Origin of the sequence: Halobacillus sp. Cin3 (genome assembly GCF_947311855.1) — a bacterium.
GTDB lineage: Bacteria > Bacillota > Bacilli > Bacillales > Halobacillaceae > Halobacillus > Halobacillus kuroshimensis.
In genome coordinates this window covers 1,494,238-1,512,958 of record NZ_CAMZMV010000001.1, presented here as the reverse complement: position 1 = coordinate 1,512,958, position 18,721 = coordinate 1,494,238, and the positions used below count along the sequence as shown (strand labels likewise).

Annotated in this window: 18 protein-coding genes; 14 read left to right on the top strand and 4 right to left on the bottom strand. The window is 46.5% G+C overall.

Annotated elements, in window-relative coordinates:
* The first annotated feature begins 37 nt into the window (after positions 1-37).
* The 3 genes from QMA39_RS08025 (at position 38) to QMA39_RS08015 (ending at position 2,752) form a co-directional block, all read left to right on the top strand.
* The gene (locus QMA39_RS08025) at positions 38-961 is read left to right on the top strand and encodes a YegS/Rv2252/BmrU family lipid kinase (RefSeq protein WP_281658348.1); all 924 of its coding nucleotides are present in this window, start codon (positions 38-40) and stop codon (positions 959-961) included.
* A gap of 158 nt (positions 962-1,119) precedes the next feature.
* Complete coding sequence (locus QMA39_RS08020; RefSeq protein WP_035531968.1) at positions 1,120-1,917, top strand: phosphotransferase family protein; 798 nt, start codon at positions 1,120-1,122, stop codon at positions 1,915-1,917.
* 133 nt (positions 1,918-2,050) lie between these two features.
* Positions 2,051-2,752, top strand: coding sequence for an SDR family NAD(P)-dependent oxidoreductase (locus QMA39_RS08015; protein ID WP_281658347.1), 702 nt, complete (start codon positions 2,051-2,053; stop codon positions 2,750-2,752).
* 34 nt (positions 2,753-2,786) lie between these two features.
* Here QMA39_RS08015 and QMA39_RS08010 read toward each other — a convergent pair whose 3' ends face one another.
* Complete coding sequence (locus QMA39_RS08010; protein ID WP_169516195.1) at positions 2,787-2,960, bottom strand: hypothetical protein; 174 nt, start codon at positions 2,958-2,960, stop codon at positions 2,787-2,789.
* A gap of 262 nt (positions 2,961-3,222) precedes the next feature.
* Between QMA39_RS08010 and trmB the strand changes: the two genes are divergently transcribed.
* Positions 3,223-3,867: a tRNA (guanosine(46)-N7)-methyltransferase TrmB gene (gene trmB, locus QMA39_RS08005; protein WP_281658346.1), complete on the top strand. Its 645-nt coding sequence runs from the start codon at positions 3,223-3,225 to the stop codon at positions 3,865-3,867.
* Positions 3,868-3,933: 66 nt separating this feature from the next.
* Positions 3,934-4,788 (top strand): MBL fold metallo-hydrolase, encoded by an 855-nt coding sequence (locus QMA39_RS08000; RefSeq protein WP_027955100.1) that lies wholly within the window; start codon positions 3,934-3,936, stop codon positions 4,786-4,788.
* Positions 4,789-4,824: 36 nt separating this feature from the next.
* Here QMA39_RS08000 and QMA39_RS07995 read toward each other — a convergent pair whose 3' ends face one another.
* Positions 4,825-5,142 (bottom strand): PepSY domain-containing protein, encoded by a 318-nt coding sequence (locus QMA39_RS07995; RefSeq protein WP_027955101.1) that lies wholly within the window; start codon positions 5,140-5,142, stop codon positions 4,825-4,827.
* 151 nt (positions 5,143-5,293) lie between these two features.
* On the opposite strand from QMA39_RS07995, the gene QMA39_RS07990 reads away from it, so the two are divergent.
* Both QMA39_RS07990 and QMA39_RS07985 read left to right on the top strand, forming a co-directional pair.
* Complete coding sequence (locus tag QMA39_RS07990; protein WP_206935610.1) at positions 5,294-6,361, top strand: M42 family metallopeptidase; 1,068 nt, start codon at positions 5,294-5,296, stop codon at positions 6,359-6,361.
* A 121-nt stretch (positions 6,362-6,482) separates the two neighbouring features.
* Entirely contained in the window at positions 6,483-6,986 is a 504-nt protein-coding gene (locus QMA39_RS07985; RefSeq protein ID WP_027955103.1) for a DUF84 family protein, read from the top strand.
* 73 nt (positions 6,987-7,059) lie between these two features.
* Here the strand turns inward: QMA39_RS07985 and QMA39_RS07980 are convergent, their stop codons facing one another.
* A complete protein-coding gene (locus tag QMA39_RS07980) occupies positions 7,060-7,500 on the bottom strand; it encodes a YtoQ family protein (protein ID WP_281658345.1) in 441 nt (146 codons plus the stop codon).
* A gap of 74 nt (positions 7,501-7,574) precedes the next feature.
* Positions 7,575-9,659: a methyl-accepting chemotaxis protein gene (locus tag QMA39_RS07975; RefSeq protein ID WP_281658344.1), complete on the bottom strand. Its 2,085-nt coding sequence runs from the start codon at positions 9,657-9,659 to the stop codon at positions 7,575-7,577.
* Positions 9,660-9,852: 193 nt separating this feature from the next.
* Between QMA39_RS07975 and QMA39_RS07970 the strand changes: the two genes are divergently transcribed.
* From QMA39_RS07970 to murC, 7 genes are all read left to right on the top strand, one after another.
* On the top strand, positions 9,853-10,881 hold the full coding sequence (locus tag QMA39_RS07970; protein ID WP_206935604.1) for a PTS sugar transporter subunit IIC: 1,029 nt from the start codon (positions 9,853-9,855) through the stop codon (positions 10,879-10,881).
* 32 nt (positions 10,882-10,913) lie between these two features.
* Positions 10,914-11,231: a thioredoxin family protein gene (locus QMA39_RS07965; RefSeq protein WP_027955107.1), complete on the top strand. Its 318-nt coding sequence runs from the start codon at positions 10,914-10,916 to the stop codon at positions 11,229-11,231.
* Positions 11,232-11,371: 140 nt separating this feature from the next.
* Positions 11,372-12,190 (top strand): DUF1444 domain-containing protein, encoded by an 819-nt coding sequence (locus tag QMA39_RS07960; protein ID WP_027955108.1) that lies wholly within the window; start codon positions 11,372-11,374, stop codon positions 12,188-12,190.
* 3 nt (positions 12,191-12,193) lie between these two features.
* Positions 12,194-12,802, top strand: a complete 609-nt coding sequence (ytpR, locus tag QMA39_RS07955) for a YtpR family tRNA-binding protein (RefSeq protein ID WP_281658343.1) — start codon at positions 12,194-12,196, stop codon at positions 12,800-12,802.
* A 150-nt stretch (positions 12,803-12,952) separates the two neighbouring features.
* Positions 12,953-15,922, top strand: a complete 2,970-nt coding sequence (locus QMA39_RS07950) for a DNA translocase FtsK (RefSeq protein ID WP_281658342.1) — start codon at positions 12,953-12,955, stop codon at positions 15,920-15,922.
* A 108-nt stretch (positions 15,923-16,030) separates the two neighbouring features.
* Positions 16,031-17,146, top strand: coding sequence for a nicotinate phosphoribosyltransferase (locus tag QMA39_RS07945; protein ID WP_027955111.1), 1,116 nt, complete (start codon positions 16,031-16,033; stop codon positions 17,144-17,146).
* A 190-nt stretch (positions 17,147-17,336) separates the two neighbouring features.
* Positions 17,337-18,632, top strand: a complete 1,296-nt coding sequence (gene murC, locus QMA39_RS07940; protein WP_281658341.1) for a UDP-N-acetylmuramate--L-alanine ligase — start codon at positions 17,337-17,339, stop codon at positions 18,630-18,632.
* The last annotated feature ends 89 nt before the right edge of the window (positions 18,633-18,721 follow it).

Genomic DNA, 18,721 nt, shown 5'->3' with positions numbered 1-18,721 from the left:
TAAAGTATAGTCATTCAACTCGCAGGGAGTGGGGCTCATGTATATTCTGATTGTGAATCCTGCGGCGGGAAACGGCCGGGGATTAAAGCTGTATCAACAGCTTAAGAAAACGTCCGACTACCACAGCCGGGATATTCAGACGTTTTTCACAGAAGCGCCTGCTGGTGCGGAAGCACTGGCGGCCGACCTGTCAAAATCTCAGGGGCCTTCCTTGAAAGCTTGTTTAGTTCTTGGTGGAGACGGCACCCTTCATGAAGTGATCAATGGCTGGAATCCGTCACGGCCTGTCCCCATCTGTTTTTTACCAGCCGGGTCAGGGAATGATTTTGCACGGGGACTGGGAGTAAAGTCACGAATTCCAGATTTGTTCAAAGCCGTCCTCCGTAAGCCGCGGGAGCACCATGTTTATCTGGGAAACTACCAGGTGCACAATGGGCAGAAAAGAACCTTCTTGAACAGTGTTGGTATCGGATTTGATGGGGCAGTGGCGTCCTATGCGGACCGCCCTGCCTTTCGGTTGTGGATGCGCCGCCTTCATTTAACGAAATGGATCTACCCCGCGGCTCTTGTCCGTGCTTTGCAGTGGTTCAAAGCTGTGGAAGTGGAAGTGAAGCTTGATGATCAGCCTCCTGTTATTGAAAAAGTCATGATGATGACGATTACAAATCATCCTTATTTCGGGGGCGGGATGAAAATTGCACCCAGAGCAGGCATCCACCATCCACGCCTCTCAGTTATTCTCGTTCGAGCTCTATCCAAGCGGAAATTGCTGGCCCTTTTTCTAAGCGTATTCATTGGAAAACATACAGCTTTGAGGGAAGTGGTTGAGTGGGAAGCGGATAGGGTCCATGTCCGTACAAATCAGGGGACACTTTTCCAGGCGGACGGCCAACCTTCTCGCTCGGATGAATGGTTGATCAAGAAAGCGTCATCAAAAACGACATTCCTGAGCAATTCATAGATATCTCTTGAAACTTGACAGATCAATGAGTTAATCTATTCTAAGGTGACTATTGAATCGGCAGGGTATATTTCGAATAATGACAAAAGTACGGTATACTGAATGAATAAAGACGTGATTCGATCACAAGAGGATTTGAGGAATTGAAGGTGAATTGGTTGGAACATATACTCGGTAGTAATTGGACAATAACACCAGCAGGCGGTTCGACAGGGGAAGCTTACTATGCCCAGACAGATGAGAAGCGGCTGTTTTTAAAACGCAACTCTTCACCTTTTTTAGCCGTCCTGTCCGCAGAAGGGATCGTCCCTAAATTGATCTGGACCAAAAGGCTGGAGAATGGGGATGTCATTACTGCCCAGGAATGGCTGGACGGGCGGGAATTAAATCCGGAAGAGATGAAGCACCCGCGGGTAGCCGCCCTGTTAAGTAAGATCCACCATTCCACTGAGCTGCTGGATATGTTAATGAGACTGGGTAAGCATCCTTTAACCCCTGATGAGATACTTTTGGATATCAAGGAAAATCAAAAGGTTCTGGATAAGGTGGATCCAAGGATTGAAATTCATCAGGCCGTCAGATACCTGGATCAGGAAGTACGGAATGTCCAACATGATGTTCACGTCGTCTGTCATTGTGATACCAATCATAATAACTGGATGTTATCCGCAAAAGATCATCTTTATTTAATCGATTGGGATAACGCGATGGTAGCTGATCCCGCTTTGGATCTCGGAATGCTTTTATATAACTATATCCCAGAGGATTACTGGGAGACATGGATGAAGGAATACGGCATCCGGCCTGACTCCCACATGTTCCAGCGGATGAAATGGTACTCGATTTCCCAGGCGCTTTCATTTATTCAGTGGCATCAAATGCGGGGAGAATACCATGAATCCGCCGTACGAACAGAAAAGTTAAAAACCATCATGAAGCAGCATGGAATAATATAAACGTCCAATAGAGAAAAAGCTTATGCCGCCGCGGCATAAGCTTTTTTTGAACAGGTCCAGAACATTAAAAGGATCAATCTTCCAAACAGGCGGGTATCGTTGGATATCTGTCATTAAAATGGAGGGATTGGGTATGGAGAAAAATGTACTCGTTTCAGGAGGAAACCGCGGCATAGGTTTTGAGGCGTGCCGTCAGCTGGCCGAAACGGGCTTTAAAGTGTGGCTGGGGTCCCGGGATGAAGAAAAGGGAAACGAAGCCGCTTCCCGTCTTCAGAAAGAGGGACTGGACGTCCAACAAATTTTCCTTGATGTGGCCCAGCCGGATAGAATGGATGAAGTCAGGGATAGAATTCTTAAAGAGGACGGTCGAATCGATGTACTGATTAATAATGCCGGGATCTTTCCTGATAAAAGAAGTTCCATCCTGGATATTGATACCGTTACCTTTGAAGATATTCAGCTTGTGAATTATTTTGGCCCTTATTTTCTCATGAGCAGCCTTATGCCTGTGATGCTGAAGAATAATTATGGCCGGATTGTAAATGTTGCTGCAGAGATGGGGGTCAGTCAGGCGATGGACGCTCCAATGGCTGGTGCCTATAAAGCGTCCAAGTACAGCTTGAATGCCTTAACGAGATTGTTCGCAGGAGCAGCACGCCGGAAGAACGTGAAAGTGAACTCCGTAAGTCCCGGATGGGTGAAAACGGAGCTTGGTGGAGAAAAGGCAGAGCGTAAGCCTGAAGAAGCTATGGAAGGGATTTTATGGCTTTCGCAGCTGGAGGAGGACGGCCCTACAGGGAAATTCTTCAGAGATAGAGATGAACTTGAATTTTAGTGGGAAATGAGACGTCATAAAAAAACCACTGCCCTCAGGCAGCGGTTTTTTGTGTGGCTGGTGTATATTTAAGTTTTTTGGCTTTGACTTCTGCACTCATACGTTCAGACATTTTTTCAAACGGATAAACAAACAGGGCATATCCTGCGAATAGAACAGAGAAGACGGCCAGAACAGATACTTCAAAAAGTTTTGTCATCAATTTCATAGCTTTCTCATCACTCCCGTTCAGTATTGATCAACACGATACTCATCATAAAGTAGGAAGCGCTTACAATCCAACCCCCTTAAAACGGTGAATTTTACGTTATACACGGAGCAGACGTTCTGTAGAAGATATATCCGATAAAATGGCTTTAATCATCACGGATGGTCCATAATCCGTACAGATACAGCGAATATAGAAAAAAATTTTCAATTTCCCGGTCTTCATGGTACCATTTTATCGATAAGAAGGAGGAATTCCATACATGCGTTTAAGAAATAAACCTTGGGCGGATGATTTTCTAAGGGAAGAAGATCAGATTGTCGTCCAGGCTCCATTTGCACAAAAGGGAAGCTGGAAGCATTTGTTTTCCCATCCTGAACAACCCCTTCATTTAGAGATTGGATCAGGAAAAGGTCAGTTTATCGCCGGGATGGGTGTCCAGCATCCCGAAGTCAATTTCATCGGAATTGAATTCGTGAAGAGTGTGATTGTCGGCGCGGTGAAAAAAGTGAAAGACGCGGAGACTGAGAATGTAAGGATGGTCAATGAAAATGCAAAAGATTTGACCGATCTTTTTGAAATTAATGAAGTAGACCATATTTATTTAAACTTTTCTGATCCGTGGCCGAAATCTAAGCATGAAAAAAGGAGGCTGACATTCCATACGTTCCTCTCCCAATATGAGGCGGTTCTTAAAGAAGAGGGGAGAGTCACGTTAAAAACGGATAATAAAGGATTATTCGAGTATTCACTGGTTAGTTTTTCTGAATACGGCATGATTCTTGAGGATGTATCCGTTGATCTCCACGCAGATGAGGATCCATTGAATGTCCCGACGGAATATGAAGAGAAATTCTCGGCAAAAGGACAACCCATCTACCGTTGTACAGCAAGATTCACAACTTGATAACGTTTTCAAAGGCTCTAGTTATTATGATAAACTAGAGCTATCTTTATAGAAGGGGTGATAGTGGTGGAAAAGCTGACGATCGGTCAAGCAGAGCTGACCTGGCTGGATGGCGGGGTAACTCATTTGGATGGCGGTGCCATGTTCGGAGTTGTTCCCAGAGCACTATGGAGCAAGAAATATCCTGTGAACGATAAGAATCAAATTGAGCTTCGGACGGATCCCATCTATGTGCATGCAGGAGGGAAACATATTCTCATTGATTCCGGGATTGGAAATGGAAAAATGAATGAAAAACAGATGCGTAATTTCGGAGTGCTTGAAGAATCCAAAATAGATCAAGGACTTCAGGCATTAAATCTGACCCGTGAGGATATTGATTATGTCCTGATGACTCACCTTCACTTCGATCACGCCTGCGGTTTAACCCGCTGGGAGGGGGAAGAACTGGTATCCGCCTTTCCTGAAGCCGTTATTTATACGAGCCGGACGGAATGGGAGGAAATGCGGGAGCCGAATATACGCTCTATTAATACATACTGGGAGGATAACTGGAAACCTGTAGAACATCAGGTGCGGACCTTTGAAGACAGCCTGGAGGTTGTGCCCGGCCTGCGGATGATTCATACAAGCGGTCATAGTGACGGCCATGCTGTTCTTGTTTATGAGGAAGATGAGCATGTATGGATCCACATGGCTGATTTGATGCCGACCCATGCTCACCAAAATGTGCTGTGGGCTCTCGCTTATGATGATTATCCGGTGACTTCTGTACACGAAAAGAAAAAATGGATGGAATTTGGGTATGATAAAGAGGCCTGGTATACGTTTTACCATGATGCTGTATATCGTGCGTTGAAATTCGACCAGGACGGAAAAATCATCGATCAGGTGGATCAGAACAAGCATCATTACACATAAAAAAATACCCTCTTTAAAAGAGGGTATTTTTATAAGTCAGGCCGTTGTTTCCGCTACATCCACAATGGTGCCTGTGTCTGTATCGATATAAAATTCGAATTGAGAGGTTTCCCCGTCCTGGTTCTTGGAGATGCCGCCTCGATACACATCATAATTGATGCCGTTTTTATTCAGTTCTTCCGGCTTCATGTAAATCCATGAACCACTGATCGGCCCCTGTTTCTTAAAGGCTTCCTTTGCAATTTTCAGTGCCTTTTCAGGAGTGACATTCTGACTGCTGCTGATTTGTTCTTTTACAATATAACCGGCGAGTGCTCCTACACCTGCGGCTATCGCGACTTTTTTCCAGTTCATTAACCAATCACCTCACAACTAGTTTCTAGTGTCCAGTATACTAAATATTCCCGTTAAAAGGAAATCAAAACTCATTTGAACGGCGGATTTGTAGAAACGTTTTCACAATTCCGTTAAAATAGAAACAGATGGAAATAAAGGAGATGTACATATGAATCAAGAAACCCAAGAACTTTTCAAAACGTTGACGGAACTGCCGGGTGCCCCTGGAAACGAACATCTGGTACGCCAATTCATGAAAGAAGAGTTAGGGAAATATTCGGATGAAATCGTTCAGGATCGCCTGGGCGGTGTGTTTGGAGTGAAGAAAGGGAAGGGGCCGACGGTTATGGCTGCGGGCCATATGGATGAAGTAGGCTTCATGGTCACTCAAGTCACTGAAAACGGCATGATCCGCTTTCAGCCGCTGGGAGGCTGGTGGAACCAGGTCCTTCTGGCCCAGCGTGTCCAGGTAGTGACCGATCGCGGGCCCGTGGTTGGTGTGATTGGATCCATCCCCCCTCACAATCTGACACCGGAACAGCGGAAAAAACCGATGGAAATTAAAAACATGCTGATTGATATTGGAGCAGATAACAAGGAAGATGCCGGAGAAATCGGCATCAAGCCTGGACAGCCGATCGTTCCGATCTGCCCGTTCACCCCGATGGCCAATGAAAAGAAAATCCTTGCGAAAGCCTGGGACAACCGTTATGGCTGTGGTCTTTCCATTGAACTACTGAAAGAACTGCAGGGAGAAAAACTTCCGAATGTTCTCTATTCCGGAGCTACTGTTCAGGAAGAAGTCGGACTGCGTGGGGCTCAGGTAGCCGCCAACATGATCCAGCCGGATATTTTTTATGCGATGGATGCTTCACCAGCCAACGATATGAGCGGGGATAAAAAAGAATTCGGTCAGCTGGGTAAGGGGGCGCTTCTCCGTATACTTGATCGTTCCATGATCACACACCGCGGCATGCGTGAATTCATCCTGGATACAGCTGAAACCCATGATATTCCTTACCAGTATTTTGTTTCACAGGGTGGAACAGATGCAGGACGGGTGCACATGGCGAACGATGGAGTTCCATCTGCCGTTGTTGGAATCAGCTCCCGATACATTCACACATCCTCTTCCATCATTCATGTGGATGATTATGCAGCAGCTAAAGAGCTTCTCGTGAAGCTGGTCAAAGCGACGGATCAATCCACTGTTGACGAAATCCGCCGGAACGTATAGATCACCAAAAAGTCACACGTGCTGATGTCAGCGGGTGTGACTTTATGCTAGAATGATAGGAACTAAAGAATTCAAGGACCTTGAAAGAATATAAGTGAGAAGGAGAAAGGTGCCTGTTATGTTGAAGATTTATGTAGGATCAAAGAACCCTACGAAGGTTGATTCGGTGAAGCGGGTGTTTCCTGAGGCCGAAGTCGTAGGAATGGAAGTTGAATCAAAAGTGGCAGCACAGCCCTTTTCTGATGAAGAGACGTTGGAAGGTGCCATCAACAGAGCACGCGAATGTGCGTCGCACCATAAATCAAAATTGGGCATCGGTCTGGAAGGCGGGGTCATGGAAATTGAAGATGATCTCTACCTTTGCAACTGGGGCGCTCTTGTAGATGAGAAGGAAAACGTCTATAGTGCAAGCGGAGCCAGAATTCGACTGCCGGATGAAGTGAAGGCAGGCCTTGAAAAAGGAAAAGAATTAGGCGATGTCATGGACGAATACGCAGATAAGCACGATGTCCGGAGTAACGAAGGGGCTATCGGCATATTTACGAATGGTCTGATTCACCGAGAAGATATGTTCACACACGTTGTCCAGCTTCTGAAGGGGCAGTGGGAATTTGATCAACAATAAATGGACGGGGGATTTCCCCCGTCCATTTTCTAATTTTGGATTCGGTTTTCATCGGCAGTCGCTGCAGCTTGCTTTATTCATAAAGATAGGCAAGGACTTCAACGGCTTGTTCGATGGTTTCTACTGTTACATCAGCCTGATTGGAGAGCTCCTTCAATGGATGAACGAGGGACTCCGGGCGGATCAGGATAAGGGGTTTGCCTGCCTGAATCGCAGCTCCGGCATCCATCGCTGTGTTCCACTGTTTATACGATTCCCCGAAATAGGCAATGGCTGCATCCGACTTGTTCAATAATATTTTCGTACGGAAATTGTTGATGGAAGAGGCCGCATCATCGCGTTCCACTTGACCGGGCTGGTCCCCGAGTATTTTTTCCCCAATATCGTCGGACAGTGCATGATTTTCCTGAGGGCTGACAAAAGTTACCGGCAGCTGTTTCTCGTCTGCCTTGGATTTGATTTCCCTGCGCCAATCATCGTGAATCTGTCCTGCTAAGTATACGGTAAGCTGCATAATTCTCCCTCCCAATCTTTTCTTCTTTTTCAGTATGAGAGAGATGTTGATTCAAGTCCAGTCGAAGCTCTTTGTCAGGAGCTTCGTTTTTCCGGTATATTCCATTCGGGGTCTTTTATTGTAACAACATCGTTATCTAATGGGATTTCTTTTTCACTCGGCCCTTCGTCATCTTCCATCAGCTGTTGAAGAGTGAATTCGCTCACTTCTTCTTCAAGTTCGCTGGACAGTTTTTTAACATCTGAAGCCGAGCGTGTCACCTGCTCGATGGCAGACAATTGATTTTCACTGGATGCCGCTACTTCTTCGGATGTTGCCGCTGCTTCCTCAGAAATGACACTGATATTGTGAAGGCGGCTCTTGACCTCTTCATTGGCTGTTTCGACTTCGTTGACCGCATCCGTTACTTTACCTGTCTGCTCGTTTATATACGTGATGTGGGAAGCGATCGTCTTGAAGGCTACTTCTGTCTGCTGGACGGAGGATTCCTGTGCGGCACGGTACTGTTGGAATTGGTCAGCTTCACTGGTCAGCTTATCCATCTGGACGGTCATATGCTCAATCATGCTTTGGATGCTTCGTGCTTCTGTTTTGGACCGTTCAGCAAGTTTCTTCACTTCATCAGCCACAACAGCGAAGCCACGTCCGGATTCTCCGGCGCGGGCAGATTCGATAGCCGCATTTAAGGCTAAAAGGTTCGTGCTGTCAGCAATATCTTCGATCGTAGTTACGACTTGTTGGACTTCTTTGGACTGCTCGGCCGCAGCTTTCACTTCCTGTGTCATTAAATCAGACAAACGGATAAAGTCATCGGACGTTTCTTTTAAGCCTGTCATCGTCCGAAGGCCTTCATCTCCAGCTTCTTTCGCTTGGTCAAGCTTCCCTGCGATATCTGCTGCTGCTGTTTTTGTCTGTTGAATGGCCTCTGATACATCGTGGATGAAGTGATTGGTTTCATCAATCTGCTGAGCCTGCTCCTGAGAACCAGCGGCCACCTCTCCGATGGCTGCATGAACTTCCGAGGCCTGTATGGAAGTTTGTGAAGATACTAAGGACATCTGTTCCGATGTGTCGTTCATCAATCTGGAGGCTTGAAGAACTTTTCTGACGGACTGCTCCATCTTCCCGGCCATTTCATTGAATTGACCCGCAAGTTCGCCCATTTCATCTTTCGTTTCAAGCCGGATCCGGTGACTTAAATTTCCATCTCCGATAATGGAGGCCCCTGTTTTCAGCTGCTGGATGGATTTACTGATGGAGCGGATCAGCAGAAAACCGGTTGAGAAGAGAATGATCAGCATCAACGATCCTAAGGCTAAAAGGCCTCCTGTAAACCAGAGCTGCTGTTCTTCCTGCTCAGCAGCCATGCGTTCGTTCATTTCACCGGCTGCCTGCATCACCTGATCCACCTGGGTGGAAACCTGTGAAGCAATTTCCTCGAACGATGCGCGTATGTTTCCTGCCTGTTCGTAAGTATTATCGATGGTGTTTAAGCCCTGCTCATACTTCAGCAGGCTTCTGCTTAATGTAGTGTTTTCTTCTTCAGAAAGGTTCAAACTCTCCGCGGACTCTTTTAAGGATGAGGAGCTCTCCTTAAAATCAGAAAGCTGTTCTTCCTCTGGATTGTTTAAATAAGCCTGCTCATCCATTTTCATTACCAACAGGGTATTTTCCAGCGCTGGACTTTCGGATTGGCTGATCAGCTCACTGAACTGTGCAGAGGCTTCCTGTATCTGCTTACGAAGTCCTTCTGAATCGGAAAAGCCTATCAGCTTAAACATATTCACCAGCGGTCCGAGCTCTTCTATGTACTGTTCGGAGCTTCCGTAAATCGATTGAAACCCCTTCTCGATGGATGGGTAGCTGCTGTAGGTTTCTTTATAGCTTAGAGATGCTTCCTTCACTTCAGTGATGGCAGTCTCCACGGCTGCGCCCTGGTCTTTTGATGGCTGATTGAAAAACTGCTGCTGTTCCAGTTTCACCTCGTTCATGAGAGCTTGGACGGATTCACTGTCTGTTACGGCCTGCTGAATCATCTGTCTTTCTTCGGCCTGCTTCGACTGTTCCATAAATAAATACGTCGATACGCCTACAAGAAGCAGCAGGGAGCAGAGTGAGGAGATAAGGATGAACCTTACACGTGCACGAATCGTTTTCATAAGAACCCTCCCTGTGAATATTCTGAAATTTATGTAGATATGGATTTATTATAAGACTAATCGATTAGGAACACAATAGAATCCAGGCTTTTAGGTATGGGTCTAAAGACCTTGTAGGAAGGTGGGGTGACTTGTCTTTACACATGTTGTGTATAGGTGTATAATTTCTTTCGGTAAGACAGGAGGTCATGGAATGAAAAAGTTTTTAAATAGAAAAGGTGTGTATATTTCGGTTCATGCCTATTTCATAACGGCTCTGAGTTATATGGCTCTCGGACTTTTTTCTTCATTAATAATCGGGTTGATTATGAAAACGATTGGTGAACAGCTGGATTTAGGGATGTTTTCAGCTTCTCTTATTGATATGGGAACCTTCGCCATGGATGCAAAGATATGGGGAGGAGCAATCGGGGCGGCTGTAGCCTACGGGTTGAAAGCACCACCGCTGGTCATCTTTGCTGCATTATTCAGCGGTGCTTACGGAGCAGATCTCGGCGGTCCGGCCGGCAGTTATATTGCTGCTCTGTTTGCAACGGAATTTGGGAAGCTTGTCAGTAAGGAAACGAAACTTGATATTATCCTTACTCCTTTTTCTACGATTTTGGTAGGGTACTTTGTTGGTGTGGTGATTGGAGCGCCGATTGGAGCATTTATGACCGGATTGGGAGAAATCATCAACTGGTCCACCCAACAGCAGCCACTTTTGATGGGTGTCCTTGTTGCCGTTCTCATGGGGCTGGCCTTAACTGCCCCGATCTCGAGTCTGGCAATCGCTCTTATGCTTTCTTTAGAAGGGGCAGCGGCCGGAGCGGCTACCGTCGGCTGTGCAGCCCAGATGATTGGGTTTGCGGTGACGAGTTATAAAGATAATGGATTTGGAGGTGCGGTCGCCCAGGGGATCGGCACATCCATGCTCCAGGTAGCCAATGTCGTGAAAAAACCGTTGATCATCCTTCCACCGACGCTGGCCGGGGCGCTGCTGGCTCCATTAGCAACGATGTGGCTGTCGATGGAAAACAATGCAGCCGGTGCCGGTATGGGTACGAGTGGTTTTGTTGGTCAGATTATGACAATTGAGACGATGGGACTTTCACTTGAAGTGGGTCTGATCATCCTTTTCCTCCACTTTATAGGGCCCGCGGTCATCAGCTACGGTTTCTATTATTGGTTTTCAAGAAAAGGGTGGATTGAGCCTGGAGACATGAGAATTGAATATGAGTGATCCTGTGCTAGAATAGCGGTGGAGGTGTCCTTATGATTACATTAGAATCTGATCAGCAATTAAAAGAATTGATAGAAAACGAATCGGTCATCCTGCTCTTTTCGGCAGACTGGTGCCCGGATTGTCGAGTGATCGAGCCATTCCTTCCTGAGCTGGAAGAAAAATATTCCCAATGGACATTTGTTTATGTAGACCGTGATCAATTTATCCACGTCTGCGCCGAAAATGACATTTTTGGAATTCCGAGCTTTCTTGCTTTCCGTGAAGGCGGAGAAGCAGGACGGTTTGTCAGTAAAGACCGTAAGACAAAAGAAGAAATCGAAGCTTTCTTAACGAAAGTTTCCGGTTGATCCACAGACAGGCTGTGCAGATGGCGCAGCCTGTCTGCTTTTTTTACAACAAAGATGTGTGTATAATGGAAGAGTATGCAAATCGAAGAGAAATCAAGGACATGATCTTCTTTCTTCCCATGTAAAAGGAGGAAAAAACAATGAAAATGACAAGTATTAAAATGAAGAAGAAATTAGAGGAGCGGCTGGCCCGGGACGAGTGGAAAGCTACCTTTAACCGAGATAAAGACACATTCAGAATTGAATGGGCAGAGTCTGGAAAAGGGATTACGATCACCCTCCCCAATGTCATATCTAAATACCAAGCGCGCGGGGAAGAGGCTCTTGATGAGCTGGAAGACCATGTAACAGAAGCTCTGCGTGTGATGGAGGAAGACCACCACCTGACAGGAAAGGAACAGTATATCTTTCCTGTTATTCGTGCGGCTTCTTTCCCAACAGAGACAGAGCAGGGAAAAAAGCTCGTTTATACAGATCATACGGCTGAAACCCGTATTTATTATGCCATTGATCTTGGGAAGTCTTATCAGCTGATTGATGAGGATATGCTTAAAAAAGAAAAGTGGGATCTGGACAGGATCCGAGAAATTTCGGGTTTCAACGTCCGGTCTTTGAAAACCAATCTGAAAAAAGATACGGTCTATGGCAATGACTTTTATTTTCATTCCGCCCGGGACGGGTATGATGCCAGCAGGATTCTGAATGAAGCCCTGCTTGAACAGCTCAAAGCAGAAGCCAAAGGAGAGCTTGCCATCAGCATTCCCCACCAGGATGTTATCATTTTTGCGGATGTTCAAAATCCAGAGGGCTATGATATATTAGCTCAGATGGCTATGAAGTTCTTCGCCGAAGGAACGGTCCCCGTAACTTCTTTGAGCTTTCTTTATGAAGATAAACAATTGGAGCCGATATTCATACTGGCTCAGAAAAAACCGAAAAAGGACCGAAAGGAAGAGTAGATCATGCACGTATTTTACAACAAGCAAGGAATTGGAGACGTTTTACTTATTCCCGTTAAAGAAGGCAGCCGGGACGAAATCAAACAGGAAGCCTATGGTGATGTCGTCAAAATCACCGACAAGAGAGACGGATCCCTCCTTGGATACAACATTTTCAACGCATCCAAGTATTTCAATATTGAAGGCCAGGGGAAAATCCGCTTAACGGAAGAAGTGCTGGCTCCAATTAAGGATCTTTTCACCCAAAACGAATTGAATGATGTCCTTGATTTCGATCTCAGCCCTAAGTTTGTCGTCGGGTACGTAAAGGAAAAAGCCCCTCATGGAAATGCAGATAAATTAAGCGTATGTCAGGTCGATGTTGGAAGCGAAACCCTTCAAATCGTCTGCGGTGCGCCGAATGTTGATGCAGGACAGAAAGTGGTTGTAGCGAAAGTAGGAGCTGTCATGCCAGGTGGAATGAAGATTAAGGATGCGAAGCTTAGAGGCGTTCCATCTTCAGGGATGATCTGCTCTGCCAAGGAACTCAATCTACCGGATGCTCCTGAGGAGAAGGGTATTCTTGTATTGGATGACCAATATGAAACAGGACAGACGTTTGAAATGGAATAACCCTGTCTAAAAGCAAAGCAGATCGTCTGCTTTGCTTTTTTTGATTCAAAAGTCATTTTTAAAGCGATTGTAAACCAAACCCTTCTGTAAACCTGTTAAAATATAAGGGAATCAGCATTATGATTTAAATTGGAAAAGAGTGTGAACTTAATGTGGAAAGACCTAAAAGATAAAATGAAACGCTTGTTTGAACAGGAAGAAAACCATGCTGAAGAAGCTGCCGTACATAAAGAAGAAAAGAAAGATGTCAACGCAAAAACAAAAATGACGTATCGATATCCGAAGCAGGGAGAATTCCGTTTTCCTGTCATTCCAGATCAGGACCAGGAACGCCGGGAACATGTGTCACGTGCAAGATCTGAGCGCAGACGTCATGTGCAGGAAGAAGAGGCGGAAGTGGAAAAACGACCACAGCGTAGGAAGAGAAAGCAGCCGGAACCTGAGGAGGAATTAAAAGAGACACTTGAAACGACGTCCATTCCTTTTACTCCAACCGATGTTCCCTCCCCTATCTTTGGCTATCAAACCAGACAGATGACGAAAGGACTGCAGAACCTGGAGTATACCGTAGAGGAAAATTCCAAGCCGGAATTTTACACAGGTTCCTATGAAGAGAAAAAATGGCAGGATTTACGGGAAAAGTTGAGAGAGCGCGTCCAGGTTGGCAGGAAACAGCCGGATGCTGTGACTCCATCCGAGGAGGAGCCGGAACAGGAAAGCCATCAGGAAGGCGCGGCGTCGCTGGAAATGGAAGCGCCTGTCCAGGAGGAGCTTCCAAATAGAAATGAAGAGCTGTCCAAGCTCAAGGATACTTCCATTCGCGGCGAACATACCGAAGAGACGCCGGCAGACACAGCCCCCCCTGGACACGAAGACACATCCACAGTAGATTTCGAAATGCATGCATCGCATTCGGAGACAGAAGACAGCTCCATGGAAGCCGGCCCAGATCAGGTAGTAAATGCAGAGGCGCATGAAGAAGAAACATACAGGTACCGCCTCCAGGATATCTTCGATCAGGACGCTCCAGCCATAGGCAATACCAATGACGATGGTAATGGAGAGGTTCATACAGAAGAAGAACAGCCGGAAGAGCCGGAAAATGAAGAAACCCAGGTGGACCCGTTTGAAGATGATTCTTCTGAGGCGGCAGAACGACCGTTCATCAATGAGGAGGAAGAAGAAGAATCTGTTTCCGAAGGTGCTGGAGAGCTTCCTGACCCGGAAGAATATATGGCAGGGGAAGTAGAAGCTGAGCTTAAGGTAGAGACGGAAACAGAACGGACTGAGGTGAATCAACCTGAATTCGAGGAGCCGGAAGGTCACACAGCTGAGGACGAAGCCGGAGATGGGACAGAGGCAACTGAAGAGCTTCCGGATGCCGGCCCAGAACACGAGGCTGCATCTGTTTTGGATGAACAAGAGAGGAAAACGAAAGAAGACATGGAGCCCCAGCCGCTTGGGGAAGAACCGGCAGACTCCCGGGAAGACCAAGAGAAAACACCAAAATCCTCTTCCAGAAGAAGCGTGCCATTTAATGTTCTTATGACGCCGCGGGATAAGCGGTCAAGAGATCATCAGAAGCCGGAAGCCCCTAAACAGGAGGAACCCAAGCCTGAAGCTGTCCAAACGAAGGATACTCAGGTGGAGAAACCAGCAGCTGAACAGGAAGAAGCAGCAGGAAAAAGACGTACGGAATATGTGCGCAGTGAATATCAGACACCGCTGCATCTACTCGAGGATCCTGTCCGTCCATCCACAGATGATGACAGCTGGATTACCGGACAGATGGAACTGCTCGAAACAACCCTGCGTCATTTCCATGTCCGGGCGAATGTTGTCAATGCAATGAAGGGTCCTTCTGTCACACGTTTCGAAGTTCAGCCGGAGCCGGGTGTGAAAGTAAGCAAAATCACCAACCTCGCGGATGATATAAAACTGAGCATGGCTGCAAAAGATATCCGTATAGAAGCTCCGATCCCAGGAAAGCAGGCCGTTGGGATTGAAGTTCCCAACAAACAGCCACAGATGGTGGGGCTGCAGGAGATTTTTGAGGATGAAGCCTTTTCTCAAGAACAGTCCCCGCTTTCTGTGGGACTCGGCCTTGATATCGGTGGGGAGTCGATCGTGACCAACCTGAAAAAAATGCCGCACGGGTTGATTGCAGGGGCTACAGGTTCAGGGAAAAGTGTGTGTATCAACACCATTCTTGTCAGCTTGTTATACAAAGCACATTATGATGATGTGAAGTTCCTGCTTATTGACCCTAAGATGGTGGAACTGGCGCCTTACAATGATCTGCCTCATTTAGTCGCACCAGTCATTACAGATGTAAAAGCGGCCACGACAGCATTGAAGTGGGCCGTGAAGGAAATGGAAGAGCGGTATGAAAAGTTCGTAGCCGAAGGCGTCAGGGATGTGGAGCGTTACAACGATAAAATGATCAAACAGGGACGTGCTTCTGAGAAGCTTCCTTATCTTGTGATCGTTATTGATGAGCTTGCTGATCTGATGATGGTTTCTCCTCAGGATGTCGAAGATGCCATCTGCCGGATTGCTCAAAAGGCTCGTGCCTGTGGTATTCACCTGCTGCTTGCTACTCAGCGTCCGTCAGTAGATGTCATAACAGGCCTTATCAAAGCGAATATTCCAACGAGGATTGCCTTCAGTGTATCTTCCCAGGTGGATTCCCGTACCATCATCGACTCCTCCGGTGCCGAGAAGCTGTTAGGAAAAGGGGACATGCTTTTCGTTGAAAATGGTTCAGGTCAGCCTGTCCGAATTCAGGGAGCCTTCGTATCGGATGATGAAATTGAACGGGTCACGAGTTTCATTAAGAAAATGGCTCCTCCGCAGTATCTGTTCCATCAGGATGAATTGATCAAGCAGGTATCGACCGAAGAGGAGACGGATGAGTTGTTTGATGAAGCGGTCGATTTCGTCCTCGCTCAGAACGGAGCCAGTGCCTCCTTGATCCAGCGGCGCTTTAAAGTCGGGTACAATAGAGCCGCCCGCCTGATTGACCAGATGGAGGACTATGGGATTATTTCTGAACAGAAGGGAAGCAAACCGAGGGATGTCCTTCTGACCAGACAGCAGATCGAAGAAATAATGGACTAAAATTTTGGAGATTGGTCGAAAGGCTTGTGAAACAGGTCTCAATTTTATATGATGGACTATGAATAAAAATTCGACCAATTACGACCTATATGTTTAAGGAGTTAAGCCATGAAGGAAATTGCACTTAAATTAAATGGGGAGATCAGCCGACTCACCAACAAGACATTCAAGTTTGATGAACGCGTTGCTGAAGGCTGGTTCTCTGCCGTCTATTTTTTGAAGACCCGGGATATCGTTAAAAGCCACCTTCCTGATAATAAGGTGACGATGCAGTTTTTCCAGAAGGATCATGCCGTTTTATGCGGGACGGATGAAGTGATTGCCCTTATCCATACCTTTGCGGACCACCCGGAGGAACTGGAGATTCATTCGCTGAAGGATGGCGATAAGATCAGTCCGTATGAAACTGTTCTTACAGTCACGGGCCCTTATCAATATTTCGGATTTCTGGAAGGAATCATTGACGGTATTCTGGCCCGGCGTACATCTGTGGCCACCAATGTCTACAATGTCGTAAAAGCGGCCAGATCCTCTGGTAAACAAAAACCGATTATTTTTATGGGAGACAGGGATGACCACTTTACGCAGCAGTCCGGTGACGGATATTCTGCATTCATCGGGGGATCGACTGCCCAGGCCACCCATGCCATGAACGAATGGTGGGGGAAAGAAGGAATGGGTACGATGCCCCACGCTCTGATTCAAATGTTTAAAGGTGATGTCGTTGCAGCCACCAAAGCCTATCATGAACAATTCCCGGACGATCAGCTCATGGCTCTCGTTGATTATAATAATGATGTGATTACAGATTCCCTTCATGTGGCCCGTGAATTCGGGGAGGAGTTGAAAGGGGTACGCCTGGATACATCAAGGAATCTCGTGGACAAATATTTCCTGAGAAATCAGCATCTGATGGGGACATTTGATCCGCGGGGGGTCAATCCTGAATTAATCTTTGCCTTACGCCGAGCATTGGATCAGGAAGGATTCCGTCATGTGAAAATTGTAGTGAGCGGCGGGTTCACGAAGGAACGTATCCGCGCGTTTGAAGAGAAAAAAGTTCCTGTTGATATGTATGGAGTAGGTGGAAGCCTCTTGAAGATAGGAATCGGATTTACGGGGGATAATGTCATCATTGATGGCGAAGCGGAAGCCAAGGAAGGCCGTCGTTTCAAACCGAATCCAAGACTGGAATATGTAGAATATACAGGATCAGCCGAATAGCAGTTTGGAAGGCGCGGACGATACTCGTTGGTGCCTTCCCGGCAGGTCCTGCTTTTTCTAAAGCGATTTCCGTGATAAGATAAGGAAATGCAGACAAGGATTCATCTGTGCAGAGAGGTGAAGCGCAGATCGATACTTGTTACATATACTATACCTAAAGTGACCCACTTTATTTTGGAGGTTCTTGTTTATGACAACTTACCATTTCATTGGTATCAAAGGAACTGGAATGAGTTCGCTTGCCCAGATTCTCCACGACTCGGGCGAGAAAGTTCAAGGATCAGATGTAGATAAACGCTTTTTTACACAAGACGTACTAGAAGCTAAAAATATAGAGATCATGTCTTTTTCAGAAGAAAACATTACAGACGGCCTGACGATTATTGCCGGAAACGCCTTTGGGGACGATCATGAAGAAATCGTGGCAGCCAGGGAGAAAGGTCTGCCGTTTTACCGGTACCACGATTTTTTAGGTGAGTGGCTGCAGAAGTATACAAGTATAGCTGTCACAGGCGCACACGGGAAAACGTCGACAACAGGCCTTCTTGCACATGTGCTGACAGAGAATTATCCGACGTCCTTTCTGATTGGGGATGGAACTGGGAAAGGCCATGAAGACAGCCGTTATTTTGCCTTTGAGGCGTGCGAGTACCGCCGCCATTTTCTTGCCTATGAGCCGGATTATGCCATCATGACAAATATTGATTTTGACCACCCGGACTACTTCTCAAGTGTGGAGGATGTTTTCCAGGCCTTTCAACAGATGGCAAAGCAGGTGAAGAAAGGGATTATTGCGTGCGGAGATGATGAGCACCTGCAGCATATCCAGGCCAATGTTCCTGTCCTTTACTATGGACTGGCTGATACGAACGATTTCCAGGCTCAGAATATCCGTGAAGGTGAAGATGGAACGACGTTTGATGTGTTTGTACGCAACAATTTCTATGATACCTTTACGATTCCACAGTACGGGAACCATACGGTTTTGAATGCTCTCAGCGTGATTGCTCTCTGCCACTATGAGCAGATGCAGCCCGAGCAGATCAAGAAGCTTGCTACATTCAAAGGTGTGAAACGCCGCTTTACCGAAAAGGTCTGGCATAATCAGATTCTTGTCGATGACTATGCCCATCACCCGATCGAAATTACAGCGACCATCGACTCAGCCCGTAAGAAATATGCCGATCGACCGGTCATCGCTATTTTCCAGCCACATACCTTTACAAGGACGAAAACCTTCCTGAATGAGTTTGCGGAAAGCTTGAAGGAAGCGGATCAAGTATACTTGTGCGATATCTTTGGTTCGGCCCGTGAAAATGGTGGAAAGCTGACCATTGACCATCTGCAGGAGCTGATTCCTGAATCCAAGGTACTTCAACTGGATGAGACGCAGCAGCTGGCCGAATACGACGATGCTGTTCTTCTTTTCATGGGAGCCGGGGATATTCAAAAGTTCCAGGACGCTTACGAAAAGCAGTACAATTAAGCAGGCATGCGGCTTTCCATTTTGAAAAGCCGCATGTTTTTTTAATAAAAGTAGAAAATTGGCTGATAAAAAAGGATATTATGTTTAAG